20 protein-coding genes are annotated in these 25,367 nt (G+C 62.5%); 19 read left to right on the top strand and 1 reads right to left on the bottom strand.

The features are described from left to right. The first annotated feature begins 62 nt into the window (after nt 1-62). The 6 genes from smc to nadE all read left to right on the top strand — a co-directional run bounded on the left by smc (nt 63) and on the right by nadE (nt 9,688). On the top strand, nt 63-3,521 hold the full coding sequence (gene smc / locus NKG95_RS07760; protein ID WP_353040362.1) for a chromosome segregation protein SMC: 3,459 nt from the start codon (nt 63-65) through the stop codon (nt 3,519-3,521). A 109-nt stretch (nt 3,522-3,630) separates the two neighbouring features. Beyond that, the gene (locus NKG95_RS07755) at nt 3,631-4,599 is read left to right on the top strand and encodes an NAD-dependent epimerase/dehydratase family protein (protein WP_352483699.1); all 969 of its coding nucleotides are present in this window, start codon (nt 3,631-3,633) and stop codon (nt 4,597-4,599) included. Nucleotides 4,600-4,893: 294 nt separating this feature from the next. Beyond that, complete coding sequence (asnB, locus tag NKG95_RS07750; protein ID WP_353040361.1) at nt 4,894-6,831, top strand: asparagine synthase (glutamine-hydrolyzing); 1,938 nt, start codon at nt 4,894-4,896, stop codon at nt 6,829-6,831. 19 nt (nt 6,832-6,850) lie between these two features. Next, entirely contained in the window at nt 6,851-7,114 is a 264-nt protein-coding gene (locus tag NKG95_RS07745) for an acyl carrier protein (RefSeq protein ID WP_156948004.1), read from the top strand. Nucleotides 7,115-7,136: 22 nt separating this feature from the next. Further along, nucleotides 7,137-8,684 (top strand): class I adenylate-forming enzyme family protein, encoded by a 1,548-nt coding sequence (locus NKG95_RS07740; RefSeq protein WP_353040360.1) that lies wholly within the window; start codon nt 7,137-7,139, stop codon nt 8,682-8,684. Next, entirely contained in the window at nt 8,681-9,688 is a 1,008-nt protein-coding gene (gene nadE, locus NKG95_RS07735) for an NAD(+) synthase (protein ID WP_352483696.1), read from the top strand. The genes NKG95_RS07740 and nadE overlap by 4 nt, the downstream gene beginning before the upstream one ends. Before the next feature lie 54 nt (nt 9,689-9,742). Here nadE and NKG95_RS07730 read toward each other — a convergent pair whose 3' ends face one another. Continuing rightward, entirely contained in the window at nt 9,743-10,858 is a 1,116-nt protein-coding gene (locus tag NKG95_RS07730) for a hypothetical protein (RefSeq protein ID WP_353040359.1), read from the bottom strand. 517 nt (nt 10,859-11,375) lie between these two features. Between NKG95_RS07730 and NKG95_RS07725 the strand changes: the two genes are divergently transcribed. The 13 genes from NKG95_RS07725 to NKG95_RS07665 all read left to right on the top strand — a co-directional run bounded on the left by NKG95_RS07725 (nt 11,376) and on the right by NKG95_RS07665 (nt 25,349). Continuing rightward, a complete protein-coding gene (locus NKG95_RS07725) occupies nt 11,376-12,503 on the top strand; it encodes a transporter substrate-binding protein (protein ID WP_353040358.1) in 1,128 nt (375 codons plus the stop codon). Continuing rightward, complete coding sequence (locus NKG95_RS07720) at nt 12,500-13,102, top strand: ANTAR domain-containing response regulator (RefSeq protein ID WP_353040357.1); 603 nt, start codon at nt 12,500-12,502, stop codon at nt 13,100-13,102. Before NKG95_RS07725 ends, NKG95_RS07720 begins: the two co-directional genes overlap by 4 nt. Continuing rightward, entirely contained in the window at nt 13,080-13,988 is a 909-nt protein-coding gene (locus NKG95_RS07715; protein WP_502913931.1) for an ABC transporter permease, read from the top strand. The genes NKG95_RS07720 and NKG95_RS07715 overlap by 23 nt, the downstream gene beginning before the upstream one ends. Continuing rightward, complete coding sequence (locus NKG95_RS07710) at nt 13,985-14,905, top strand: ABC transporter permease (protein ID WP_352547582.1); 921 nt, start codon at nt 13,985-13,987, stop codon at nt 14,903-14,905. Before NKG95_RS07715 ends, NKG95_RS07710 begins: the two co-directional genes overlap by 4 nt. A 32-nt stretch (nt 14,906-14,937) precedes the next feature. Further along, the gene (locus NKG95_RS07705; protein WP_353040356.1) at nt 14,938-16,581 is read left to right on the top strand and encodes an ABC transporter substrate-binding protein; all 1,644 of its coding nucleotides are present in this window, start codon (nt 14,938-14,940) and stop codon (nt 16,579-16,581) included. After that, nucleotides 16,571-17,515, top strand: coding sequence for an acetamidase/formamidase family protein (locus NKG95_RS07700; RefSeq protein WP_353040355.1), 945 nt, complete (start codon nt 16,571-16,573; stop codon nt 17,513-17,515). Before NKG95_RS07705 ends, NKG95_RS07700 begins: the two co-directional genes overlap by 11 nt. Then, nucleotides 17,512-19,308 carry an ABC transporter ATP-binding protein gene (locus tag NKG95_RS07695; RefSeq protein ID WP_353040354.1) on the top strand — a complete coding sequence of 599 codons (1,797 nt, stop codon included), beginning with the start codon at nt 17,512-17,514 and terminating at the stop codon, nt 19,306-19,308. Before NKG95_RS07700 ends, NKG95_RS07695 begins: the two co-directional genes overlap by 4 nt. 201 nt (nt 19,309-19,509) lie before the next feature. Beyond that, nucleotides 19,510-20,394: a dihydrodipicolinate synthase family protein gene (locus NKG95_RS07690; protein ID WP_353040353.1), complete on the top strand. Its 885-nt coding sequence runs from the start codon at nt 19,510-19,512 to the stop codon at nt 20,392-20,394. Between the two features lie 39 nt (nt 20,395-20,433). Further along, nucleotides 20,434-21,093, top strand: coding sequence for a GntR family transcriptional regulator (locus tag NKG95_RS07685; RefSeq protein WP_023716963.1), 660 nt, complete (start codon nt 20,434-20,436; stop codon nt 21,091-21,093). Between the two features lie 61 nt (nt 21,094-21,154). After that, nucleotides 21,155-22,492, top strand: a complete 1,338-nt coding sequence (locus tag NKG95_RS07680; RefSeq protein ID WP_023716964.1) for an extracellular solute-binding protein — start codon at nt 21,155-21,157, stop codon at nt 22,490-22,492. 35 nt (nt 22,493-22,527) lie between these two features. Continuing rightward, nucleotides 22,528-23,430, top strand: a complete 903-nt coding sequence (locus NKG95_RS07675; protein WP_245274609.1) for a carbohydrate ABC transporter permease — start codon at nt 22,528-22,530, stop codon at nt 23,428-23,430. After that, a complete protein-coding gene (locus tag NKG95_RS07670; RefSeq protein ID WP_023674179.1) occupies nt 23,431-24,252 on the top strand; it encodes a carbohydrate ABC transporter permease in 822 nt (273 codons plus the stop codon). A gap of 38 nt (nt 24,253-24,290) precedes the next feature. After that, the gene (locus NKG95_RS07665; protein WP_353040352.1) at nt 24,291-25,349 is read left to right on the top strand and encodes an ABC transporter ATP-binding protein; all 1,059 of its coding nucleotides are present in this window, start codon (nt 24,291-24,293) and stop codon (nt 25,347-25,349) included. The last annotated feature ends 18 nt before the right edge of the window (nt 25,350-25,367 follow it).

The following is a 25,367-nucleotide window of genomic DNA, read 5'->3' as shown; positions in this document are numbered from 1 at the left end:
CGCTGGTTCTCCTTGCAAAACCGCGGAACAGTTTTGCGAAACTTGGCTATGGGTCGGCGCGAATGAAGTTCTCGCGCCTTCGCCTCCTCGGCTTCAAATCCTTCGTCGAACCCGGCGAGTTCGTCATCGAACGCGGCCTGACCGGCATCGTCGGGCCGAACGGCTGCGGCAAGTCGAACCTGGTCGAGGCGCTACGCTGGGTTATGGGCGAAAGCTCTTACAAGAACATGCGTGCGTCCGGCATGGACGACGTCATCTTTTCCGGCTCGGGAACGCGTCCGGCCCGCAACACCGCCGAAGTCACGCTGTTCCTCGACAATAGCGACCGGACTGCGCCGTCTGCCTTCAACGACGCCGATGAGTTGCAGGTCTCGCGCCGCATCGAGCGCGAGGCCGGCTCGCTCTACCGCATCAATGGCAAGGAAGCCCGTGCCAAGGATGTCCAGCTGCTGTTCGCCGACCAGTCGACCGGCGCCCGCTCGCCCTCGATGGTTGGCCAGGGCCGCATCGGCGAGCTGATCCAGGCAAAGCCGCAGGCGCGCCGCGCACTGCTGGAAGAGGCGGCCGGCATTTCCGGCCTGCACACACGGCGCCACGAAGCCGAGCTGCGGCTGAAGGCGGCCGAACAGAACCTCGAACGGCTGGATGACGTCGTCGGCGAGCTGGAAAGCCAGATCGAAAGCCTGAAACGCCAGGCCCGCCAGGCCTCGCGCTTCAAGAACCTGTCGGCCGACATCCGCAAGGCCGAAGCGACGCTGCTGCATCTGCGTTGGACGCTGGCCAAGACGCAGGAAGGCGAAGCGCGTTCGGCGCTGGCGATTGCCACCGCGCTGGTCGGCGACCGTGCTGCCGCCCAGATGGCTGCCGCAAGGGAACAAGGTATCAACGCCCACCGGCTGCCGGACCTGCGCGATGCGGAAGCCGCCGCCGCCGCCGCCTTCCAGCGCCTGTCGATCGCCAAGGCACAGATCGAGGAAGAGGCAGGCCGCATCCGCGCCCGCCAGGCTGAGCTCGACCGCCGACTGCAACAGCTCGATGGCGACCTTGCCCGCGAGGAGCGCATGGTCCGCGACAATGCGGATATCCTCGAACGCCTCGCCGCCGAAGAAGCCGCGCTCAATGTCGAAAACGCCGGCGCCGCCGAGCGCGAGGCCAGCACCCGCGCGGCTTTCGAGCAGGCGGCATCGACGCTTGCTTCGAGCGAGGCCAAGCTGGCCTCGCTGACCGCCGAACGGGCGGAGGCGGCCGCCTCGCGCAACCAGATTGAACGGACGCTGCGCGATACCGCTGAGCGCCGCGACCGCTTTGCCCGCCAGCTTGCCGATGTCGACCGCGAACTGTCGGAGATCGTCTCCAGGGTCGCCGGCCTGCCCGACCCCGCCGAGAAGCGGCTGCTGGTCGAACAGGCGCAGGCGCTGCTCGAAGGGGCCGAACGAGCCGCGATTGCCACGGAACAGGCGGTCGCCGAGGCACGCGCAAGCGAAAGTGCCGCCCGCCCACCGGTTCAGGACGCAAAGGCCGAACTGGCGCGGATCGAAACCGAGGCCCGCACGCTCGCCAAGATCCTGAACGCCGCGAGCGGCGATTTGTTTCCCTCGGTGCTGGAGCAGATCAGCGTCGAGCGTGGCTACGAGACGGCGCTGGGTGCCGCGCTTGGCGAAGATCTTGACGTGCCGCTTGATCGTAGCGCGCCTGTGCATTGGGGCCAGAGCGAAATCCAGCCCGGCGATGTCGCTTTGCCGGAAGGCACAAAGAGCCTCGCTAGCGTGGTGCGCGCGCCGGCGCAATTGGCCCGCCGGCTGGCCCAGATCGGCATTGTCGATGCCGCCGACGGAAGAAAGTTGCAGACGCTGCTTGCTCCCGGTCAACGATTGGTCAGCCGCGAAGGCGCGCTCTGGCGTTGGGATGGCTTCACCGCCAGCGCCGATGCGCCGACCGCCGCCGCGCAGCGGCTGGCGCAGAAAAACCGGCTGGCCGAACTCGATGCCGAAGCGGTTCATGCCACGCGCATCCTGCGCGAAGCCGAACAGGCGCTTGCGCAGGCCGAACAGGCGCTTGCCCAGGCGAGCGAGGCCGAACGCAATGCCCGACAGGCCGGGCGCGACGCCCAGCATGGGCTGGATGCTGCCCGCAATACGCTGGCTGAGGCCGAAAAAGCCGGCGGCGAACTGTCGAGCCGGCGTGCAGCACTTGACGAGGCGCGCGCGCGTATCGTCGACAGCCATGAGGAGACGGCGGCAGCATTCGTCGAGGCGGAAATGCTGCTGCAAGACGCTCCCGATCTCGGCGATCTGCAACTGCAGCTCGAGCAGTCGGCGGCCAACGTCGCCCGCGACCGCGCCGCCCTTGCCGATGCGCGTGCCGTTCACGAGGGCCTGAGGCGAGAAGCCGAGGCACGTACGCGCCGGCTCGACGCGATCGGCGCGGAACGGCGCAATTGGGTGGAGCGCGCCGAAAACGCCTCGACGCAGATCGCGGCACTCGGCGAACGCAAGGCAGAGGCTGAGGCCGAGCGCGAGCAACTGGCCGACGCACCCGACGAGATCGACGCCAAACGGCGCGCCCTGCTGTCGCAACTCGCCGAGGCCGAAAGCCTGCGAAAAGCTGCAGGTGACCGCTTGCAGGAAGCGGAGAACCGGCAGTCCGAGCTGGACAAGGCTGCGACCGCTGCCATTCAGTCGCTCGCCGAAGCGCGCGAAACGCGTGTTCGCGCCGAAGAGCGGCTGACCGCTGCCGACGAGCGGCGGCTGGAAGTCGAGGCGCGCATCCAGGAAACGCTGAACACGCCGCCGCATCTGGTGATCCGCCACACTGGCCTCGAACCCGACAGCCCGATGCCCGAAATGGCCGAGGTCGAGCGTCAGCTCGACCGGCTGAAGGTCGAGCGCGAACGGTTGGGCGCTGTCAATTTGCGCGCCGAGGAAGAGCAGAAAGAACTATCGGATCGGCTGGAGACCATCGTCTCCGAGCGCGACGACATCATCGAGGCGATCCGCAAGCTGCGGCAGGCGATCCACAGCCTGAACCGCGAAGGCCGCGAGCGGCTGCTCGCCGCCTTCGAGGTGGTCAACGGCCATTTTCAGCGGCTGTTTTCGCATTTGTTCGGCGGCGGCACCGCCGAGCTGCAACTGATCGAGTCCGACGATCCGCTCGAAGCCGGGCTCGAGATCCTGGCGCGCCCGCCCGGCAAGAAACCGCAGACGATGACGCTGCTGTCCGGCGGTGAGCAGGCATTGACGGCGATGTCGCTGATCTTCGCCGTGTTCCTGACCAACCCGGCGCCGATCTGCGTGCTCGACGAAGTCGACGCCCCGCTCGACGACCACAATGTCGAACGCTTCTGCAATCTGATGGACGAAATGGCCGCAACCACCGAAACGCGCTTCGTCATCATCACACACAACCCGATCACCATGGCGCGCATGGACCGGCTGTTCGGGGTAACCATGGCCGAGCAAGGCGTCAGCCAACTGGTGTCGGTCGACCTGCAGGCTGCCGAAGCCATGCGCGAGGCAAGCTGAAGCATCAGCTTAGTGGTGGTCTCCACCTCGGCTTTCGACTATAGCACGACGAAATGGGCTGGATCTGCCTCTCCAGATACCCGCCCGGCTGTGCGCGTGGAGAAGCTTGTTGCCTATACTTGTCACCGGAGCCGCGGGGTTCATTGGCAGTCATGTTTGCCACCATCTGCTCAACCGGGGAGAAGCGGTCGTCGGCGTCGACAACATGAACGACTATTACGACCTGGCGCTCAAAAAGGGGCGGCTTGCCCGCCTTCTGCCCCGTAAGGATTTTTCGTTCCACCAGATCGATATTGCCGAACAGGGCGCGCTTGCGGCCGCTTTGGCCGGGAAAGGCATTGTCAGGATCGTGCATCTCGCAGCGCAGGCCGGCGTGCGTCACTCACTCGACAATCCACGGCTCTATATCCGTTCCAATGTCATGGGCCACCTCGAAGTGCTCGAATTCTGTCGCGCCGAACCGGCATTCGAGCATCTGGTCTATGCCTCGTCGAGCTCGGTCTATGGTGGCAACCGCAGCGTGCCGTTCAGCGAGGCCGATCAGGTCGACAAGCCCGTCTCGCTTTACGCCGCCACCAAGAAAACCGATGAACTGATGAGCCACACCTACGCCCATCTGTTCGGCATACCGCAGACCGGCCTGCGGTTTTTCACGGTCTATGGCCCCTGGGGCCGCCCCGACATGGCCTATTGGATGTTCAGCAAGGCGATGCTCGAGGGCAATCCGATCCGGGTCTTCAACAATGGCGAAATGTGGCGCGATTTCACCTACATAGACGATGTTGTGAAGGCGGTTGTCGCTGTGCTCGACAAGCCCCCCACGGACGTTCCGCCGAACAGGCTTTACAATGTCGGCAACAACCGGCCGGTGCGGCTGGGCGACTTCATCGACATTCTGGAAAGGCTGCTCGGGGTCAAGGCAATCCGCCACAACGAGCCGATGCAGGCGAGCGACGTCGAGAAGACTTATGCTGACATGACCGCGCTGGAGCGGGATTTCGGCTTTAGGCCTAGCGTTTCGATAGAGGACGGGCTGAAGAAGTTTGTCGATTGGTACCGGCCGTACTCGAAGCAGTAATTTGCACCGCTCGCTGTGACATCTCCTATCTCGATGCGAACCGATATCACTGGCATTCGGCCCAAATCCGCAACTGATCCGGCGCGAAGCTTTGAAGAACCTGGCCCATGGTGCTCGTGCGACAGTAGCTCACCATCAGGCGTGACCTGGAGTGGGTACAAGTCGGACTGCAAAAAGCATCATACTGTCCTAACATCCTGTTAACCACATGCTCGCTGAAAAGTATCTGATTAACCTTTGAGGCGCTTATGAACGCTATGTTCTGTGGCTTGCTGTTCAGTATGAGCTGTGTAGATGTGCGGATTCGGGGGCTATTTCGGTTCAGTCCGGGATGCGGAAGCTTTGCTTGCGCGCATGACGTTTGCGATCGCCCATCGCGGGCCGGATGAACAAGGGAAATTCGTAGCGCCCGAAGCTGGACTTGGGCATGCGCGGCTGTCGGTGATCGGGATTGGTGATGGCCAGCAACCGATGTCCGACGAGACCGGCAATTTGACGATTGCGTTCAACGGCGAGATTTTCAATTACGTGGAATTGCGCGAAGGACTGCTGGCCAAGGGCCGACGCTTCCGCACGTCGAGCGACACAGAAGTTCTCCTGCAGCTGTATGACGAGATGGGCGAGGACTGCCTGTCGCTCCTGAACGGTGATTTCGCCTTCGCGATATGGGATAATCGGCGTCGGCGGATGGTGCTTGCAAGAGACCGCATGGGTGTTCGGCCGCTGTTCTACACCAGCAGGGACGGGGTGCTCTACTTTGCGTCGGAGATAAAAGCCCTGCTGAAGGTGCCCGGCGTCTCGGGCGAAATCGATCAGATCGCACTCGACCAGATCTTTACGCTGTGGGCGCCGATCGCTCCACGCACGGCTTTCCGCAACATCCACGAGCTGGAGCCGGGAAGCGTGATGATCGCGACACTGGGGCAAGTCACGGTCAAACCATATTGGCACCTAGACTACCCGTATCTCGACGCGCCATCAAAAATTAGCAATGAGGACGATGCGGCCGAAGAACTGCAGGCCCTTTTGACCGACGCGGTGAGGCTTCGCATGCGCGCCGACGTTCCGGTCGGTTCTTACCTTTCGGGCGGGCTCGATTCATCCCTCGTTTCGGCAATCGCGGCCGGCATGACTCCTCTTAAGCTGCAGACATTTTCCGTGACGTTCGACAGCGCCGAGCATGACGAAAGCGCCTTTCAGACCGAAATGGCGTTGGCGCTTGGCACCTATCATCGAACCATCGCCTGCCGTGCCGGCGATATCGCCGGTGTGTTTCCCGAAGTCATCCGCTTTGCCGAACGGCCGATCATCCGCACCGCCCCCGCCCCCCTCTATCAACTGTCCGGCCTCGTTCGCCAGGCCGGTTTGAAAGTGGTGCTGACAGGCGAAGGCGCCGACGAGGTCTTTGCCGGCTATGATGTCTTCAAGGAAGCGCGGGTTCGCCGTTTCTGCGGACGACAGCCGGCATCGCGCAGCAGGCCACAGCTGTTCCGCAAGCTTTATCCCTATCTGCCGGGGCTGCAACAGCAGTCCGTGGAGTACCTGGCTGCGTTCTTCGGCACCGGCAGCGCTGCCCTGGACGATCCGCTGTTCTCGCATCGGCCGCGTTTCAAGACCACATCAGCGGCGAAGATGTTCTTTTCCGGTGACCTGCGCGCGACATTGAAGGGCTATGACGCAGCCGAGGAACTGGCCAGCCGGTTGCCTGAGGCGTTTTCCCGGTGGCATCCGCTGCATCAGGGGCAATATCTCGAAACCCGCTTTCTCCTGCCGGGCTACATCCTCTCGAGCCAGGGCGACCGGATGGCCATGGCGCACGGTATTGAAGGGCGTTTCCCCTTCCTCGATCATCGTTTGGTGGAGTTTGCAGCAAGACTTCCGCCGGAAATGAAGCTGAAGGGACTGGTGGAAAAACACATACTGCGCAAAGTTGCCAAGCACTTGCTCCCGACGACCATCGGGGAGCGCACCAAACAGCCTTACCGGGCGCCGGAAGCCCGCTCCTTCGTTGGAGCCGGAGAACTGGACTACGTGCGCGACTCGCTCAGCGAGGCGAGCATCGCCGCCGGAGGACTATTCAACGCCAAGGCGGTGGCGAACCTGCACGAGAAATGCCGCTTGCAGCCAGCGTCCGGGTTCCGCGACAATGCTGCCTTCGTCGGCATTTTGTCGACCCAACTGTGGCAGAAGATTTTCACCGGCCAAAAGGTCGGTACAGCACGAGCGGCCTGAGAAATCGAGGGAAGAAAACATCATGGTAACAATCAAGGACAAGGTCAAAACCTTTATCGTCGACAACTTCCTGTTCGGCGACTCGTCCTACGAGCTTGCAGACACGGCATCACTGATCGAGAACGACATCATCGACTCGACGGCCGTGCTGGAACTCGTAGCTTTCATTGAGGATGATTTCGGCATCGCGATGGTCGATACCGACATCGTACCGGCCAATCTGGATTCGATTGACCGTATCTCCGCCTTCATCAAGGCGAAAGCAGAAGCGCTGGCAGCGTAGGCGCAATTGGCGAGGAGCGTCCGTGCGGATCGAACATTTTCTGGCTGCCAAGGCCGCTGCCCATCCAGCCAAAACGGCATTGATCACCGAGCACAAAAGGCTGTGTTACGAAGAGCTGGACGATCTCTCGAGCCGCCTGGCCGCCGCCCTTTTCACGAACGGCGTCAGGCGCGACGACCGCGTCCTGATCTTCATGGACAATTGCTGGGAGGCTGCGGTTTCGATTTTCGCAGTTCTTAAGGCAGGCGCGACTTTCAGTCCGATCAACGCATCTACCAAGGCCGAAAAGCTTGCCTACATCATCGCCGATTGCGACGCAGCTGCGATCCTTACGCAAGCAAAACTGATGCCCTTGGTCGCCGAGGCGTCCGGATCCTCCGGCAAGACCGGCATCTTCGTGGCTTCCACCCTTGGTGCGGATAACCAATGCCCGGCAGGCGCCACATCCCTGGCGGATTGCTTGACGTTCCAAGCCAGGGAGATTGACCACCGCGGCATTGACGTCGATCTTGCGATGTTGATCTACACCTCGGGCTCGACCGGCCGGCCCAAGGGCGTGATGATGACGCACCGCAATTGCGACGCGGCGGCCGACTCAATCACCACCTATCTGCGCAATTCGCCGGACGACATCATCTTGAATGTTCTGCCCCTGGCTTTCGACTACGGGCTCTATCAGTTGCTGATGGCTGTCAGGCTCGGCGCCACGCTCGTGCTCGAGAAGTCCTTCGCTTTTCCCCAGGCGGTCTTTGAACGTATCCGCCAGGAAGGCGTCACCGGTCTTCCGCTCGTGCCCACGATGGCAGCGATGATCCTGCAGATGCGTGACCTGGCGCCGGGCTTCCTGCCCAGCCTTCGCTATATTTCCAACACGGCGGCTGCCTTGCCGCCGGCTCACATAGAACGCCTGCGGTTTCTTTTCCCCGATGTCAGGCTCTATTCGATGTATGGCCTGACGGAATGCAAGCGCTGCACCTATCTGCCACCCGAGGAACTCGACCACCGGCCGGGGTCGGTCGGGATAGCCATTCCGAACACCGAGGCCTTTGTCGTCGACGACTACGGGCAACGAGTGCCGCCGGGCGTAGCAGGTGAGTTGGTCATTCGCGGGCCGCACGTCATGCAGGGTTATTGGCGAAACGAAGCTGCGACGGCACAAGCCCTTCGCCCAGGTCCGAATCCTTGGGAGATGGTTCTCTACACCGGCGATCTGTTCCGGGCCGATGAGGAAGGCTTTCTTTATTTCGTCGGCCGCAAGGACGACATCATAAAGTCGCGGGGGGAGAAAGTCGCGCCCAAGGAAGTGGAAGCCGTCCTTCACGCGCATCCGGACATCGCGGAAGCAGTGGTTGTCGGTGTGCCGGATCCCGTGCTCGGGCATGCGATCGGTGCACTCATCGTACGGTCCGACCCGGCGCTTAGCGAAAAGGATATCATTCGTCATTGTGCACGCCACCTTGAGGACTTTATGGTCCCCAGGGTCATCGAGTTCCGCCGGGAACTGCCGAAGACCGATACCGGCAAGGTCAGTCGTCGGCTTGCGGCAGAAACCATGGAGGCCGCTCAATGAATGTTCGCCCCGCCAAGGACGCGCGGACCTTTCTGGCGCAGGCTCTGGCGATCGACCTGGCCGCCGAAACGGACCGTGTCGTAACGGCTTTGCGCCAGCAGTTGCGCGGGTTTCGCAAGCGGGGCCTTGTGCTCGGTCTTTCGGGCGGGATCGATTCGAGCGTGTCGGTCGCGTTGGCCGCGCGAGCCGTCGGACCGCGGAATGTGCTTTGCCTGTTCATGCCGGAAAGCGATTCCGATCCCGAAAGTCTGCGGCTCGGCCGCCTCGTCGCCGAAACTTTTGGCGTCGAGGCTATCGTAGAGGATATCGGGCCGACCCTGAGCGCGATGGGCTGCTACCAGCGTCGCGACGCCTTTATCCGCGAATTGGTCCCGGAATACGCCGAAGGCTGGGCCTCGAAGATCGTGATCGCGAACGCCCTCGAGGGCAAGGGCTACAATATCTCATCCCTGGTGGTGCAGGATCCGGAAGGCAAGCAGACGAAACTGAGAATGCCGTTGCCTGTCTATCTTGGTATCGTCGCCGCCACCAACATGAAACAGCGCACCCGCAAGCAGATCGAATACTATCACGCCGACCGCTTGAACTTCGCCGTCCTTGGAACGCCGAACCGGCTGGAATACGATCAGGGTTTCTTCGTGAAGAACGGTGACGGCGCAGCGGACGTCAAGCCGATCGCGCACCTCTATAAAACGCAGGTCTATGCGCTGGCGGCCCATCTCGGTGTTCCGGAGGAAATCCGGAACCGGCCGCCGACCACCGATACCTACTCGCTGGCGCAGACCCAGGAGGAGTTCTACTTCTCGCTTCCTTATGACCGTATGGATATTTGCCTTTACGGCCTCAACAACGGCGTGGCGGCTGAGCTGGTGGGGCAGGCGGCGGGGTTGGCCGCCTCACAAGTGGAACGCGTCTGGGCCGATATCATCGCCAAACGCAAGGCGACGCGTTATCTGCACCAGCGTCCGCAACTGGTTGATGAAGTCGAGGAAATCGGCACCTGAACCGCCTGGAAACCGGGCCACGGATGGGCGGCTCGATTTGAACGTGTCCCGGCTCTAGCTGAAACGGCTCCCGATCAGCCGGCTCCACTGCTCGCCCGCAAGACCGTTCAGGAAGACTTGCGAGTTCTTCATGGCGTCCAACAGCCCTGGATCACGTGAATGCACCACTGTTGAGGCAACGGTCAGGAAAGCGATGCGTCGTCCAAGCATCGCCTCCAGAAGTGCAGGTTGAACACGTCCGCGCAGGCCGCTGACGCCGCGCGCGGCGGCATGATCGATAAGGCAGTCTATCACCGAGCCCGCCTGGCCGGGGAGGGCGAGGATCTGCAGCACGCGACCAATTTGATACTTCCGTGCGTAATAGGCGAAAGCGCCGACATTGGTGCCGACTGGCGATGTCACGCAACCAAAGACAAGCTCGCCTAGATCCGGCTTCTGTGCCGCATCGGTCAGGATGTGGTCGAGTTGGCCTTCCGTCCAATCCGGGCGCAGGGCGAATTGAGCGGTAAACGGCTCGATGAGCTTGGCAAATGTGTGGCTGTCGATTTCGGATATCCGAAATGCTCCGTGGCCTGCCCCTTCCACCGCCACACCTGACCAGCGTCGTTCGCTGGGCGTCATCCTCCTGCAATAAAATCGGTCGACGGCACGCGCCAACGGATTGAGCATTGGGGCAAGCGTCAGGCGATTGACGGAAAGGCTGAGCATGAAGGCCGCGGGGCGCATCACGCGGACCCAGTCAAGGCTGTATTGCGGCAGGACCGCGCCGCGCAGCCGGGTCCACAATTTCACTGAGATATCGTTGGCCGTCTCGCTGAAGGAGATGTCCTGCGGACCATCAAGGTATGCTTTCAGCAAGCGAGCGCCGGCCAGCGGATCGTGCTCATGGGCCTCGACCATGAGCGAGCTACAGATGGCGGCGCGTAGTTGTCGGCCGTTGAACGTCATCGGCAGCACGTGGACACCGACAAATCCGGAGACGCGACCGGCGTCGTTGACATGAACAAGCGACCGGAGGTCGCCGCCGCAACCGGGCGCATCCAGATAAAACCGTCTCATGTATTCGACGAGAGAGGCCGGCGCTTTCGTCCCTTCCTTCAGCAGCACGCGCTGAAACATGTCCGCGACTGCCGGGAGGTCGGCGCCTTGCAAGGCGCGAATGACGCTCAAGCCCGGCTCCCGGCACCGAAGTCCCGTCCGCCGAGCTTCCGGGCCAAGGCGACACGAGGCACGAGAACATCGGACGCGAGTTCCAACTCGACGCCCATGAAGCCGTGCAACCTCGACCAGTTGCGGTCGCCCCGGTGACTGAACGGAGTGCTGAATTGCTGCGGCAAGGTGGACCCTTTGCTTGACCGACGAAAACCGGCGTCATTGCTGCTAGCAGATTCAGGTAAACCGATATTAAAGTCGTTGCTTTGAATGGTAGCGAACCAGGTTGTCCGGCCTCATACCTGGACATCAGCAATTTTGGTTCCCGGCGGACTCTACACGACCAGCGGCATGAGTTGCGTGCTCCGCGTCGAACCGTTTCGGCTGGCCAAAGTTTCGTGTGGCGGCTCTTGACTGGGGGCGCGGGCGTAATACGGTGAGACAAATACCGGCTCTGGCCGCCGGGCGGCAAGAATGCCTCGTATGCCTCGCCTTGCGGCGGTGGCTGCGGGGCATTGTCATTTTGAGGCTTTGCTTGAAACGGCATATCGAGATCGGCATTCTCTATTCGCGGTCCGGTAACTACCGGCTGCTATCCGAATCCTGCCGTGCGGGCGCGATGAACGCCATCGCCGACGTCAACGCCGATCCCGTTGTCCCCTTCGAATTCATCCCGGTCGAGCGCGACCCGCAGGGCAACATCGATCGGTATGCAAGCGGCTGCGCGGACATTCTCGCCAACAGCGGCGCGCGTCACATCATTGGCTGCGTCACCTCGTGGAGCCGCAAGGAGGTCATTCCAATCCTGGAAAGGGCAGGCGGCACGCTGTGGTATGCCTGCCCGTACGAGGGCTTCGAAGCCAATGAGCATGTCGTCTACACCCACGCCTGCCCCAATCAGCATCTCGTACCGCTGCTTGCCTATGTCGTGCCTCGTTTCGGCGCCGACGGCTTCCTGCTCGGTTCCAACTACATCTGGGGTTGGGAGACCAACCGTGTGGCGCGCGACCTGATTGCGGACGCCGGCGGCAAGGTGCTGGGCGAACGCTATCTGCCGCTTGGCGAGGTCGATGTTGCGCGGCTGATCGCGGAGGTACAGGCGACGAGACCTGATTTCATTCTGAACAATCTCATCGGCCCTTCTTCCTATGCGTTTATCGCCGCCTATGCCGAGCTTGGCCGGCGCGACCCGCATTTCAGCCCGGAGCGTTGCCCGATCCTGTCCTGCAATCTCACGGAATGCGAATTGCCGGCGCTCAACGGGGCAGGCGATGGTCATCTTTCCGTTGGGCCCTATTTTCACGACACCTCGGGGGCGGATCGCGGAGCGGCTTCAGTGTCTTCCGTCATGCCTGCCTCATCCTTCGAGGCGGCGGCTTATGCCTCGGTGCGCACGCTCGCCGAGATCCTCACCCGCAACCCCGGTGCACAATGGACGGACCTTCCCAAGGTCTTTGCCGGAACATCATTTCGAACACCGCTGGGCGACATCGCCATCGACCCGCAAACCCAGCACGCTACCTTGCCGGTGCAGATCGGACGTATCGATGGAACATCGTTCAAAACGGTCACGCTGACGAAGGGCGTGGCACCCGATCCCTACCTTTCCCGCTATGACCGGACGGAGACGTTCGGGCGGCCACGCCTGCGGGTGGTGTCGTGAGCAAGATGGCGCGTATCCCGAACCTTGGAGGCGCCAGGGCTTTTGTCCTGCATCGTCCACATCCGACCGTGCAGGCGATCACAAGGCAATTGTCGGCCATCGGCCTTGAGGCGATTGGCTTCTGGCCGGAACTGCCGGCCGAAGCCTTGGCGGCGGACTTCGTTTTCTTCGACGTAGACCTCGGCTTTGACGAGCAATTTCCGTGGATGCCGGGCGAGGCAGCGATGCCGCTGATAGCATTGATTGGCTCCGAGGCGCCGGGGCGTGTCGAATGGGCGCTGTCGCACAAGGCCGATGCCCAATTGCTGAAACCGGTAGGCAATGCCGGCGTCTATAGCGCGCTTTTGATCGCAAGGCAGAGTTTCGAGGCGCGCAAGCTTCTGGCCAGCGAGATCACCTCGCTTCGTCAGCGGGTCGCGGAGCGCCAGACCATTGTACGCGCGGTGGAGGTCTTGTCGAAGGGCGCCGAGGACGGCCGTGCCTATGCGCAGCTCCGCTCGCTGGCGATGAGCTGGCAAATCAGCGTCGAGGACGCCGCGCGCCGGATCGTGGCGATGACACAAGAAGAAGGCGACGATGACCAATCCGATCGCGCCTGAGCTTTCAGCCGCCGCGCGTATGCCAGCCAAGCCTCGCGCCGGCGTCTGGCGACGTCTGCTAAAACGGCCTCTCGCATTGCTCGGCCTCGGGATTATTGCCCTTGTCTTGGCCGGCGCCATTCTTGCACCGTGGCTGACAGGCTACGATCCGAACGAGCAGATGTTTGACGGGCTCACGCTTGAAGGCGCGCCACTGCCGCCGGGAGCCCAATTCTGGCTAGGCACCGACCTGCTTGGCCGCGACCTGCTGACCCGTCTTCTCTTCGGCGCGCGCACGTCGCTGATCATCGGCATCGTCGCCAATGGCGTGGCGCTTCTGATCGGCACGCTGGTCGGCATCACGGCCGGCTATTTCCGCGGCTGGATCGGCAGCGCGCTTATGCGCTTCACCGATTTGATGATGGCTTTCCCGGCGCTGCTGCTCGCCATCTGCCTGGCGGCGGTGCTCCAGCCGAGCCTGTGGATCGTCGCTATGGTGATCGCATTGGTGAACTGGGTGCAGACCGCCCGCGTCATCTACACCGAGACAAGTTCGCTCTCCGAGCGCGAGTTCATCGATGCTGAGCGCACCATCGGCGCAAGCGCTCCACGCATCCTGTTTCGTCATATCCTGCCGCACCTTTTGCCGACGATCATCGTCTGGGGCACGCTCGGCATCTCGACCACGGTGCTTCTGGAAGCGACGCTCAGCTATCTCGGCATCGGCGTGCAACCGCCGACTGCTTCCTGGGGCAACATCATCTTCGAAAACCAAACCTATTTTCAGGCAGCGCCCTGGCTGGTTTTCTTTCCGGGTGCGGCGATCCTGGCGCTAGCGCTAGCCTTTAACCTAGTCGGCGATGCGTTGCGCGACATTCTCGATCCGACGCAAAGGGGGCGAAGATGATCGCCTATCTCGGCCGCCGCGTTGTCCAGTCCGTGCTCATCTTGCTCGGCGTCTCTCTGATCACCTTTGCGCTGCTCTATCTGCTGCCCGCCGATCCCGTCCGCCAGATCGCCGGCCGCAGCGCCACGCCCGAGACGGTCGAGAACATCCGCCGGCAGCTCGGCCTCGACCAGCCCTTTGTCGTCCAGTATTGGCACTATCTGATCAGCCTGCTCAGCGGCGATCTGGGGCGCTCCTACATTCAGCGCTCGGAGGTCACGGAGCTGATCGTCTCGCGGCTGCCGGCAAGCCTGCTGCTGATGGTCGGCGCCATTACTTGCGAAGTCGTGATCGGGCTTACGATGGGCCTCATCGCCGCCGTCAAGCGCGGCACCGCCACCGACCAGTCGCTGATGGTCGCCTCCTTCGTCGGCGTCTCGGCGCCGCAATTCGTTGTCGGCCTGCTGCTGCTTTATGTGTTCGCGGTGCGGCTCGGTTGGTTCCCGATCGGCGGTTACGGCACTTGGCGCCATCTGGTGCTGCCGTCGCTGACCATGGGAATTCTCGGCGCAGGCTGGTACGCCCGCATGATGCGCTCGTCGATGATCGACGTGCTGCGCCAGGATTACGTGCGTACCGCGCGTGCCAAGGGTCTTGCACGCAGCGCCATTATCTTCCGGCACGCGCTGCCCAACGCCATCCTGCCGGTCATTGCCATGATCGGCATCGACATCGGCATCTTCATGGGCGGCATCGTGGTTGTCGAAAGCGTGTTCGGCTGGCCAGGCATCGGCCAGCTAGCCTGGCAGGCCATTCAGCGCATCGACATTCCGATCATCATGGGGGTCACCCTGGTTTCGGCCTTTGCCATCGTGCTCGGCAATCTCCTGGCCGACACTGTCGCACCGTTCATCGATCCACGCATCAAGCTCAGATGAAAACCAAGAACACCAGAGAAAGGGAACATGACATGAGAAAATATCTGATATCGACCGTGGCGGCATCGGCGCTTGCGCTGGTGCTTGGCATGACGAGCGTACGCGCCGAAGACGCCGTCGATCCGAATGCCAAGCAGGGCGGCGCGATCACCATTACCTACAAGGACGACGTCGCTACGCTCGATCCGGCCATCGGCTATGACTGGCAGAACTGGTCGATGATCAAGAGCCTGTTCGACGGGCTGATGGACTACGAGCCGGGCACCACCAACCTGCGGCCCGACCTTGCCGAGAGCTACGAGATTGCGTCCGACGGCAAGACCTTCACCTTCAAGCTGCGCCAAGGAGTGAAGTTCCACAATGGCCGCGAGATGACCGCCGACGACGTGAAATATTCGCTCGACCGGGTCACCAATCCAAAGACACAGAGCCCTGGTGCCGGCTTCTTCGGGTCGATCAAAGGCTATGACGATGTCGCTGCCGGCAAGGCGGAAAGCCTGGCCGGCATAACCGTCGTCGATCCCTACACGATCAAGTTCGAGCTGACCCGGCCCGACGCCACCTTCCTGCATGTCATGGCGATCAACTTCTCGCACGTCGTGCCGAAGGAAGAGGTCGAAAAATACGGCGCGGACTTCGGCAAGCACCCGGTCGGAACCGGCGCCTTCAAGCTCGCCGAATGGACGCTCGGCCAGCGCGTGGTCTTCGAGCGCAACCCGGACTACTGGCACAAGGACCTGCCGCATCTCGACAAGATCACCTTTGAGATCGGCCAGGAGCCGATAGTGGCGCTGCTGCGGCTGCAGAAAGGCGAGATCGACGTTCCCGGCGACGGCATTCCGCCAGCGAAATTCCAGGAGGTGATGGCCGATCCCGAGCAGAAGGCCCGTGTCGTCGAGGGCGGCCAGTTGCACACCGGCTATATCACCATGAATACCACCATGGCGCCGTTCGACAATCTGAAGGTGCGGCAGGCGGTCAACATGGCGATCAACAAGGACCGCATCGTCCAGCTGATCAACAACCGTGCGGTGCCGGCCAATCAGCCATTGCCGCCGTCGATGCCTGGCTACGACAAAGAATTCAAGGGCTATCCCTATGACGTAGCCAAGGCCAAGGCCTTGCTTGCCGAGGCGGGGCATCCCGGTGGTTTTGACACGCAGCTGTTTGCAATGAATACCGATCCCAACCCGCGTATCGCGCAGGCCATCCAGCAGGATCTGGCGGCGGTCGGCATTAAGGCCAGCATCCAGTCGCTCGCGCAGGCCAACGTCATCGCCGCCGGCGGCGACAAGGCCGGTGCGCCGATGATCTGGTCCGGCGGCATGGCCTGGATCGCCGACTTCCCCGATCCGTCGAACTTCTACGGCCCGATCCTCGGCTGCGCTGGTGCCGTCCCGGGCGGCTGGAACTGGTCGTGGTATTGCAACAAGGAGCTCGACGCCAAGGCGGCCGAAGCCGACTCCATCGTCGACCCGGCCAAGGCTGGCGAACGCGCCAAGATCTGGAGCGAGATCTACGGCAAGATCATGGACGACGCGCCCTGGGCACCGGTGTTCAACGAGCAGCGTTTCACCATGAAATCAACCCGCATGGGTGGCGCGGACAACCTCTATGTCGACCCGGTCCACATCCCGATCAACTACGACAATGTGTATGTGACCGATGTGCAATAACTGCGACTACACCATCCACGGGCGCCACCATCATTTCGGCTGGGACAATTCCTTTGTCCCGGCCGAACGGGTGGCGCCAGGGTCGACGATCGAGTTCCAGTGCCTGGACTCGTCCGGCGGGCAGCTGACGATGGAGAGCACCGTTGACGACGTTGCTTTGCTCGATTTTGCCAAGGTGAACCCGGTCACTGGGCCAATCTATGTCGACGGGGCAGAGCCCGGCGATGCCCTGAAAATCACCATCGAGGCGTTCAAGCCGTCCGGCTTCGGTTGGACAGCGAATATCCCGGGATTCGGTCTGTTGGCGGATGACTTCACTCAACCGGCACTGAATATCTGGAAGTACGACGCCGCCTCGCTCGAACCGGCGCTGTTCGGCAAGAGCGGCCGGGTGCCGCTCAAGCCCTTCGCCGGCACCATCGGCAATGCCCCGGCTGAGCCGGGTCTGCATTCGGTGGTCCCGCCGCGGCGGGTGGGCGGCAATCTGGACATCCGTGATCTCGCTGCCGGCACGGTGCTCTACCTGCCCGTAGAGGTCGCGGGAGCGTTGTTCTCGGTCGGTGACACGCACGCCGCGCAAGGCGACGGCGAGGTCTGCGGCACGGCCATCGAGAGCCCCATGAACGCCGTGCTGACGCTCGATCTGGTCAAGGATGCCCGGCTGCGGACGCCGCGTTTCACGACGCCCGGTCCGGTGTCGCGACATCTCGACGCCAAGGGCTATGAGGTGACAACCGGTATCGGGCCGGATCTGATGGACGGCGCCAGGAGCGCCGTCTCGCAGATGATAGACCTGCTCTCCGGCCGCTACGGTATGGATCCGGTAGACGCCTATATGCTTGTGTCGGTTTGCGGCGACCTGCGCATCAGCGAGATCGTTGACATGCCCAACTGGGTGGTTTCTTTCTACTTCCCGCGCTGCGTCTTTGAATGAAGGTGGAGAACATCAAACGATCCGGGCAGGCCGCCGCGGAGAGTGGCTCTGTCAGGCCGGTACTCAGCGTCTCAGGTCTGAGCGTCGCCGTGCGCGGCGAAGAGGGCGACCGCGACGTCGTTTCCGACCTGACATTCGACCTGATGCGCGGCGAAACGCTTTGCATCGCCGGCGAGTCCGGTTCCGGCAAGTCGATGACGGCGCTGGCCATCATGGGCTTGCTGCCGCAGCCGGCGGCACGCATCAGATCAGGCTCCATCCGGCTCGGCGATCAGGATCTCGCGGCTCTTAGCGAGAGTGGTATGCGCCGCATCCGCGGCGACCGCATTGCCATGATCTTTCAGGAACCGATGACATCGCTCAATCCGGTTCTTTCCATCGGCCGGCAGCTCACGGAGGCGATCGAGGCACACACCTCGCGGTCGCGCTCCAACTCGCGGCTGAGGGCGCTCGAGGCGCTGAAGGCAGTCCGAATTCCGGATGCCGAACGGCGGCTCGAGCACTATCCGCACGAACTCTCAGGCGGCATGCGCCAGCGCGTGATGATTGCCATGGCTCTGGCCCTGAATCCGGATGTGCTGATCGCCGATGAACCGACGACCGCCCTCGACGTCACCGTTCAGGGCGAGGTGCTGGAGTTGCTGCGTGACCTGCAGCGCGAGCACGGCACCAGTGTTATCCTGATCACGCACGACATGGGTGTCGTCGCCGAGATGGCGGACCGCGTTATCATCATGCGCGATGGCCGGATGGTCGAGCAGGGCAGCGCGACCGACATCTTCACCCGCCCGCAGGCAGATTATACGCGCGAGCTTCTGGCCGCCGTGCCACGCATCGGCGGCGGACGGCCGGCCGAAGACCGACAAGACGCCGCCCACATGCCGGCCGAGCTTGTATCCGTCAGCGATCTTCACGTCCGCTTCGACCTGCGCGGCGGCTTCTTCGGTCGCGTTGACCGCAGGGTGCACGCGGTCGAGGGCGTCAGTTTCTCGATCGCGCCGCACGAAACGCTGTCGCTGGTCGGCGAATCGGGCTGCGGCAAGTCGACGACGGCCAAGGCGATCGCCGGGCTGGTGCCCTACACCGGCAGCATTTCAATCGGCAGCCACGACTTGTCGGCGCTCAGCCGCAAGGAGCGCAAGGCTGTACGCCGCAATGTGCAGATGATCTTTCAGGATCCCTTCGCGTCCCTCGACCCGCGCATGCGAGTAGGCGATCTCGTCGCCGAGCCTCTGCTGATCCACGGCCTCGGCGACAAAGAGCAACGGCACGCCCAGATCGCCGCACTGTTCGAACGCGTCGGCCTCTCCGCTGACCAGATGGAGCGCTATCCCCACGAATTCTCCGGCGGGCAGCGCCAGCGAATCTGCATTGCACGGGCGCTGGCGCTGCGACCAAAGCTGATCATTGCCGACGAGAGCGTCTCTGCTCTCGATGTGTCGGTGCAGGCGCGCGTGTTAAGATTGCTGAAGGAACTGCAGCGCGAATTCGGCGTCGCATATCTCTTCATCTCGCACGACATGGCGGTGGTAGAGAACATCTCCGATCGCGTGGCGGTAATGTATCTGGGGCAGATCGTCGAGATGGGCACCCGCGACCAGATCTTCTCCAACCCGCGCCATCCTTACACAAAGCGGCTGATCGAAGCCGTTCCGGTTCCCGATCCAGGCCGGCGCCGCGCCCGGTTCGCCCGTTTGGACAGCGAAATTCCAAGCGCTGTGCGGCGCATCGGTGACGAGCCCCGGAAACTCAAGTTTGAAGATGTTGGCGACGGCCACCTCGTCGCCACTTGATCAGCTTAGGCCGCCTCGTCCAGCCAATCCGCAGACGCTCGGGGACAGCAGCATATGTGATGCTCGGGCGGCGGATGTGATCGGCGATGGCGCTGCCGCGGCAGCGCCGTTCGGCGATGCCGAGTTGGCAAGATCGCCAGTTTACATCTGACATGTTAGCGTGCTAACGCTACGTGCACATTGATTTCAACGGAGATCGCATTGGCTTCCCGCTTTGGTCTTTCGGTTGCCCTAACCACACCCTTCGACCCGTCGGGGCAGATAGCGCTCGCGCCGATGATCGCGCACGCCCGAGCCTGCCTTGGCGCCGGCTGCAGCAGCGCGACGCTGTTCGGCACCACCGGGGAAGGAGCCTCGGTGGGCACCGACGAGCGGCGGATCGTCACCGAAGCCATGTTGGCGGCCGGTATACCGGCACATCAGCTCGTCGCCGGCGTGCTGGTCGATGCAACCGAAGATGCCGCCGATCAGGCTCGGCACGCTTTGCAGCGCGGCGTTCGCAACATTCTGCTCGCTCCGCCGAGCTACTTCAAGAATGTCGGCGAGAACGGGCTGTTCGGATGGTTTTCCGCCGTCTTCGCCGCACTCGGCCCGCTGGCGCGTGATGTGCTCCTCTATAACATCCCCTCTGTCACCATGGTGCCGCTCCCGCTTGGGCTGATCGGCCGGTTGCGCGCCGCCTTTCCCGCTGTGGTGGCCGGGGTGAAGGATTCCGGCGGGGACTGGAGCTACAGTGAGGCGCTGCTTGAAGCGCATGGCGATCTGGTGATCCTGATCGGCGACGAACGGCATCTGGCGAGAAGCGTGCGCCGCGGCGGACAGGGTGCGATTTCCGGCATGGCTAATTTTGTTACCGGCGAAATCCTCGCAATGGTCGAAGACGGCCGCGACGACCCACGCGTCGAGGACTTCGTGCTCGAATTGCTCAAATACCCGGTCACACCGGCGGTGAAGGTCATGGTCGCGCGCACGACCGGCGACGAGCGCTGGCTGGCGGTACGCCCGCCCCTGGAGGCGATCGGCCCACAAGGACGGCGGCAGCTTGCCGCGGCCTACGACAGGCTGTTTGCGACAGAGGCGGCCTGACCGACAAGGCCGGGCTGGCCGACAAGGAAGCGAGCTGAAGTGGAAGACGGCAGCGAACCGATCACTCTCCGGGAGAAAGCCTATGCCAGCTTCACGCGGCATTTGCTGGCCCGTGATCTGCGGCCGGGGCAGTTCGTGTCACAGCGCGAACTGGTCGCTTTCACCGGGCTGCCGCTGGGCGCTATTCGCGAGATCGTCCCGCGTCTCGAGGCCGAGGGATTGCTGACCACCATCCCGCAGCGCGGCATGCAAATCGCGCACATCGACATCAATCTGATCCGCGAGGCCTTTCAGTTTCGGCTATTCATGGAACGCGAGGCGGTGGCGCTATTCACGGCCAGCGCTTCAGATGCCGAACTTGCCCGCATGCGGCGCGAACACGAGGAGATGCTGGCTCAAGCTCTGGGGCAGGCGCCGACGCCGGAAATGGAAGCCAAGGCCCAGACCATCGACTGGGCCATGCACGATACCTTTATCAATGCGCTGGGCAACGAGATCATCGCCAAGGCCTATCTGGTCAACTCGGTGAAAATCCGGCTGATCCACCAGGAGCGTTTCCGCATCGACGGTCGCGTGGTGCCGGTGATGCGCGAACATTTGGCGGTCATCGAAGCCATGGAGAGCCGCAATTCGCAAAAGGCGGTTGAAGCGATCAGTCTGCATATCGACAATGCGCGCCGACTGGCGCTCCAGATCTGAGGAAATATAGCCGCGCCGCGGTTCGCGGCGCATCCACAACGACAGCAACCGGGAGGAAGAAATGTCGTCCAATCTGTTCAACCCAACCAGGAGGCAACTCCTTGCCGGAACCGCGGCGCTCACCGCCGCCGGCCTTGTGGGGCTCCGCCCCAGCTTTGCCGCAGGCGTCGACTGGAAACGCTTTGCCGGGACGACGCTTGACGTCAATCTGGTGAAAAGCCCGCGCAGCGACACCATCCTGAAATATCTCGCCGAGTTTGAGGAACTGACCGGCATCAAGGTCAATGCCGAGGCCACGCCCGAGCAGCAGCAGCGCCAGAAGACGGTGATCGAATTGAGCTCGGGCAAGCCCAGCTTCGACGTCGTGCATCTGAGCTACCACGTGCAAAAGCGCCAGTTCGAGAAAGGTGGCTGGCTGGCTGACATCGCCGGCTACCTCGCCGACCCGTCGCTCACCGACCCGGGGTTGGTCGAAAGCGACTTCGCCGAGGCCGGCATGCTGTTTGCCAAGGACGGCCAGGGCGTGCTGCGCTCGCTACCCTTCTCGGTGGACTACTGGATCCTCTATTGGAACAAGGAGCTGTTCGAGGCCAAGGGCCTCAAATACCCCGAGACCTTCGAGCAACTGGTGGCCGCCGCCGAAGCGCTGACCGACCCGTCGACCAATACATACGGCTTCGTCGCCCGCGGGCTCAAGAACGCAAATACGCCGGTGTGGACATCGCTGATGCTCGGCTACGACATGACGCCGCTCGACGACAAGGGCAAGCTGCGCACCGAGGCTCCCGAGGCGATCGAGGCTGCCGCGCTCTATCAAAGATTGATGACCAAGTCCGCCCCTCCGGGCGTCACCGGGTTCAATTGGGCCGAAGCACAGTCTGCCTTCCTGCAAGGCAAGATCGGCATGTGGCTCGACGGCGTGGGTTTTGCCCCGCCGATGGAAAACCCGGAAAAATCGAGGGTGGTCGGGAAGGTCGGCTACGGCGTCATGCCCAAGGGTCCCAAGGCGCATGCCTCGGGCACCTTTGGCGACGGGATTGGCGTTACCGCCGCCAGCGAGAAGAAGGAGGCCGCCTATCTGTTCTGCCAGTGGGCGGTATCGCCAGCCATGGGCGCGCGGCTATTGCAGGCCGGCGCCGGCGTTCCGTTCCGCAAATCCGTGCTGGAGGATCCCAAGGTGCGCGAAGGCGTCACCATGCCGGCAAGCTGGCTTGATGCCGTGATCGGCTCAGGCAATATCAGCCGGCTGGCACTGCCGGTCATCATCCCCGTCACCGAATTCCGCGACATCTATGGCGTGGCGTTGACCAACATGATTGCCGGCGCCGATCCCGCCGCCGAGCTGAAGAAGGCCACCGAGCAGTTCCAGCCGGTTCTCGACAGGAGCGAGCAGGGCTGATGTCGGCCACCACCCCAGAACAGACCGGGGTGACGATGCCGGTTATCGACGGGAGCCAGACGATCCGGCTGGCTCCCAACTACTGGCCTTTCGTTGTCCCCGCACTCGTCGTCGTTGGCGCCGTCATCGTTTTTCCTTGGGCTTTCACGCTGTGGATGAGCGTCAACCGCTGGACGCTCGGCCAGTCGCGGAGCTTTGCCGGGATGGAAAACTACCTCCGCCTGGCCAGCGACCCACGTTTCTGGGAATCCCTTGTTCATACATTGACCTACACCTTCCTCTCGGTTGCAGCGCCGATGCTCCTGGGCACCCTGGCCGCCTTGATCTTCGACGCCAGGTTTCCGCTGCGCGGCCTGCTGCGCGGCGTCTTCGTCATGCCGATGATGGCAACGCCCGTTGCCGTGGCACTGGTCTGGACCATGATGTTCCATCCTCAACTCGGCGTGCTCAACTACCTGCTGTCGCTGGTCGGCATCCCGGCTCAGGAATGGATCTTCAATGCCAACACGGTCATCCCGTCGCTGGTTGCGGTCGAGACCTGGCAGTGGACGCCGCTGGTCATGCTGATTGTGCTGGGTGGGCTGGCCTCGGTGCCGCGCGAGCCCTTCGAAAGCGCCGAGATCGACGGCGCCAATGCCTGGCAGCAATTCCGCTATCTCACTTTGCCGATGATCGCGCCGTTCCTGATGATCGCGGTCATCATCCGCACCATCGATGCGCTGAAGAGCTTCGACATCATCTACGCGATGACCCAGGGCGGGCCGGGCACGGCCTCGGAAACCATCAACATCTATCTCTACAACACCGCCTTCTCCTACTACGATATCGGTTACGGTTCGGCCATGGCCGTGGTGTTCTTCATTGTCATCGTGGCCCTGTCTTTTGTCCTGCTGATGCTGCGCCAACGCTCGCAGTGGATCGATACGGAGGGCAAATAGATGAGTTCACGGCTGCTCAACCAGATCGGTCTGTTTTTCGCTGCCCTGGTTTTCGTCTCGCCGGCGATCCTGTTCTTCCTCTGGATGATCTCGCTGTCGCTGAAGTTCGAAATCGACAACGGTGCCTATCCGCCGATCCTGATCCCCGAACGTTTCGCCTGGTCGAACTATGTAAAGGTGTTCGAGGAGAACAATTTCCTGCTCTATCTCTGGAATTCGGTTCTGGTGACCGGCACGGCGACCTTGCTGGCGCTGCTGATCGGCGTACCGGCCGGCTATGGCATCGCGCGGCTCAAGGCCGAGCGATCCGCCGTCGTCATCATGATCGCCCGCATGACGCCTGGGCTATCCTATCTCATCCCGCTGTTTCTGCTGTTCCAATGGATCGGGATTCTCGGCACGCTCTGGCCGCAGATCATCATCCACCTGGTGGTGACGGTGCCGATCGTGGTCTGGGTGATGATCGGCTATTTCGAGACCACGCCGATGGAACTGGAAGAGGCAGCCAATATCGACGGCGCCAGCTCCTGGCAGGTTTTCCGGCTGGTTGCCCTGCCCATCGCCAAGCCGGGCATCGTCGTCGCCTTCATCCTGTCCGTGATCTTCTCGTGGAACAATTTCGTCTTCGGCGTGGTGCTCGCCAGCCGGGAGACGCGCACATTGCCGGTCGCCGTCTACAACATGCTGTCCTACGAGCAGGTCAGCTGGGGGCCGCTCGCCGCGGCGGCGCTGGTGGTGACGCTGCCGGTGCTGATCCTGACCATGTTCGCGCAAAGGCAGATCGTCGCGGGGTTGACCGCCGGCGCCGTCAAGGGCGGCTGAGGCGCGTCCGGACATCACTTTTTTCCAGGAAAGATCCAATGGCATCGGTAACGATCAACAACGTGCAGAAGGCCTTCGGGGCCACCAAGATTATTCACGACGTCAGTGTCGATATCGCCGACGGCGAGTTCGTCATCCTGGTCGGCCCGTCGGGATGCGGAAAGTCGACGCTGCTGCGTATGATTGCCGGACTTGAAACGATCTCGGGCGGGAGCATCGCAATCGGCGAGCGTATGGTCAACAATCTGCGGGCGCGAGACCGGAACATCGCCATGGTGTTCCAGAACTATGCGCTCTATCCGCATATGACTGTGGCCGACAATATGGGCTTTGCCCTCAAGATCAAGAAAGCCGACCCGACCGATACCGCTGGGCGGGTCAGGAAGGCAGCCGGCATTCTTGGCCTCGAAAAGCTGCTCGACCGCTATCCGCGCCAGCTTTCCGGCGGCCAGCGCCAGCGCGTCGCCATGGGCCGCGCGATCGTACGCGACCCGCAGGTCTTCCTGTTCGACGAGCCGCTCTCCAACCTCGACGCCAAGTTGCGCGTCCAGATGCGCGGCGAGATCAAGGCCCTGCACCAGCGGCTGGGTACCACGACCATCTATGTCACGCACGACCAGATCGAGGCCATGACTATGGCCGACAAGATCGTCGTACTGCATGACGGCCTGGTCGAGCAGATCGGCGCGCCGCTGGACCTCTACGACCATCCGGCCAATCTCTTCGTTGCCGGTTTCATCGGCTCGCCCGCCATGAACTTCATTGCCGGCCGCATCGAGGAGGGCGTGTTCCGCAGCGCCGGCGGGTTGATCCTGCCGTTGCCGGAAGGCGCCCAGCCGGCGGATGCCGCAGGACGCGAACTCGTCTACGGCATCCGCCCCGAACATATCCGCGCAACTGCCGGGGGAATGCCAGGCACGGTCACGCTTCTGGAAGCCACAGGTTCGGAAATCTTCGCCAAGGTCGACTGCGCCGGCGAGGAAATTTCCTGCCTTTTCCGCGAACGGCTTCCGCTCAAGCAGGGCGCGCCGGTGCGGATCGAGATCGACCGCGCATGTGCGCATCTGTTCGACGCAGCAACCGGTCGGCGCATCTGACCCTATGGTCTGGTGAAT

This window comes from Mesorhizobium sp. M1423, from assembly GCF_040317575.1.
In the GTDB taxonomy this organism is placed as follows: Bacteria; Pseudomonadota; Alphaproteobacteria; order Rhizobiales; family Rhizobiaceae; genus Mesorhizobium.
This window is presented reverse-complemented; position numbering and strand designations above follow the sequence as displayed.

What these genes read in the sequence shown, in the direction of transcription:
- nadE (WP_352483696.1), top strand. Translation starts at nt 8,681, where the DNA reads ATGAATGTTCGCCCCGCCAAGGACGCGCGGACCTTTCTGGCGCAGGCT.
- NKG95_RS07665 (WP_353040352.1), top strand. Translation starts at nt 24,291, where the DNA reads ATGGCATCGGTAACGATCAACAACGTGCAGAAGGCCTTCGGGGCCACC.
- NKG95_RS07705 (WP_353040356.1), top strand. Translation starts at nt 14,938, where the DNA reads ATGAGAAAATATCTGATATCGACCGTGGCGGCATCGGCGCTTGCGCTG.
- smc (WP_353040362.1), top strand. Translation starts at nt 63, where the DNA reads ATGAAGTTCTCGCGCCTTCGCCTCCTCGGCTTCAAATCCTTCGTCGAA.
- NKG95_RS07695 (WP_353040354.1), top strand. Translation starts at nt 17,512, where the DNA reads ATGAAGGTGGAGAACATCAAACGATCCGGGCAGGCCGCCGCGGAGAGT.
- asnB (WP_353040361.1), top strand. Translation starts at nt 4,894, where the DNA reads ATGTGCGGATTCGGGGGCTATTTCGGTTCAGTCCGGGATGCGGAAGCT.
- NKG95_RS07670 (WP_023674179.1), top strand. Translation starts at nt 23,431, where the DNA reads ATGAGTTCACGGCTGCTCAACCAGATCGGTCTGTTTTTCGCTGCCCTG.
- NKG95_RS07710 (WP_352547582.1), top strand. Translation starts at nt 13,985, where the DNA reads ATGATCGCCTATCTCGGCCGCCGCGTTGTCCAGTCCGTGCTCATCTTG.
- NKG95_RS07715 (WP_502913931.1), top strand. Translation starts at nt 13,080, where the DNA reads ATGACCAATCCGATCGCGCCTGAGCTTTCAGCCGCCGCGCGTATGCCA.
- NKG95_RS07700 (WP_353040355.1), top strand. Translation starts at nt 16,571, where the DNA reads ATGTGCAATAACTGCGACTACACCATCCACGGGCGCCACCATCATTTC.
- NKG95_RS07675 (WP_245274609.1), top strand. Translation starts at nt 22,528, where the DNA reads ATGCCGGTTATCGACGGGAGCCAGACGATCCGGCTGGCTCCCAACTAC.
- NKG95_RS07680 (WP_023716964.1), top strand. Translation starts at nt 21,155, where the DNA reads ATGTCGTCCAATCTGTTCAACCCAACCAGGAGGCAACTCCTTGCCGGA.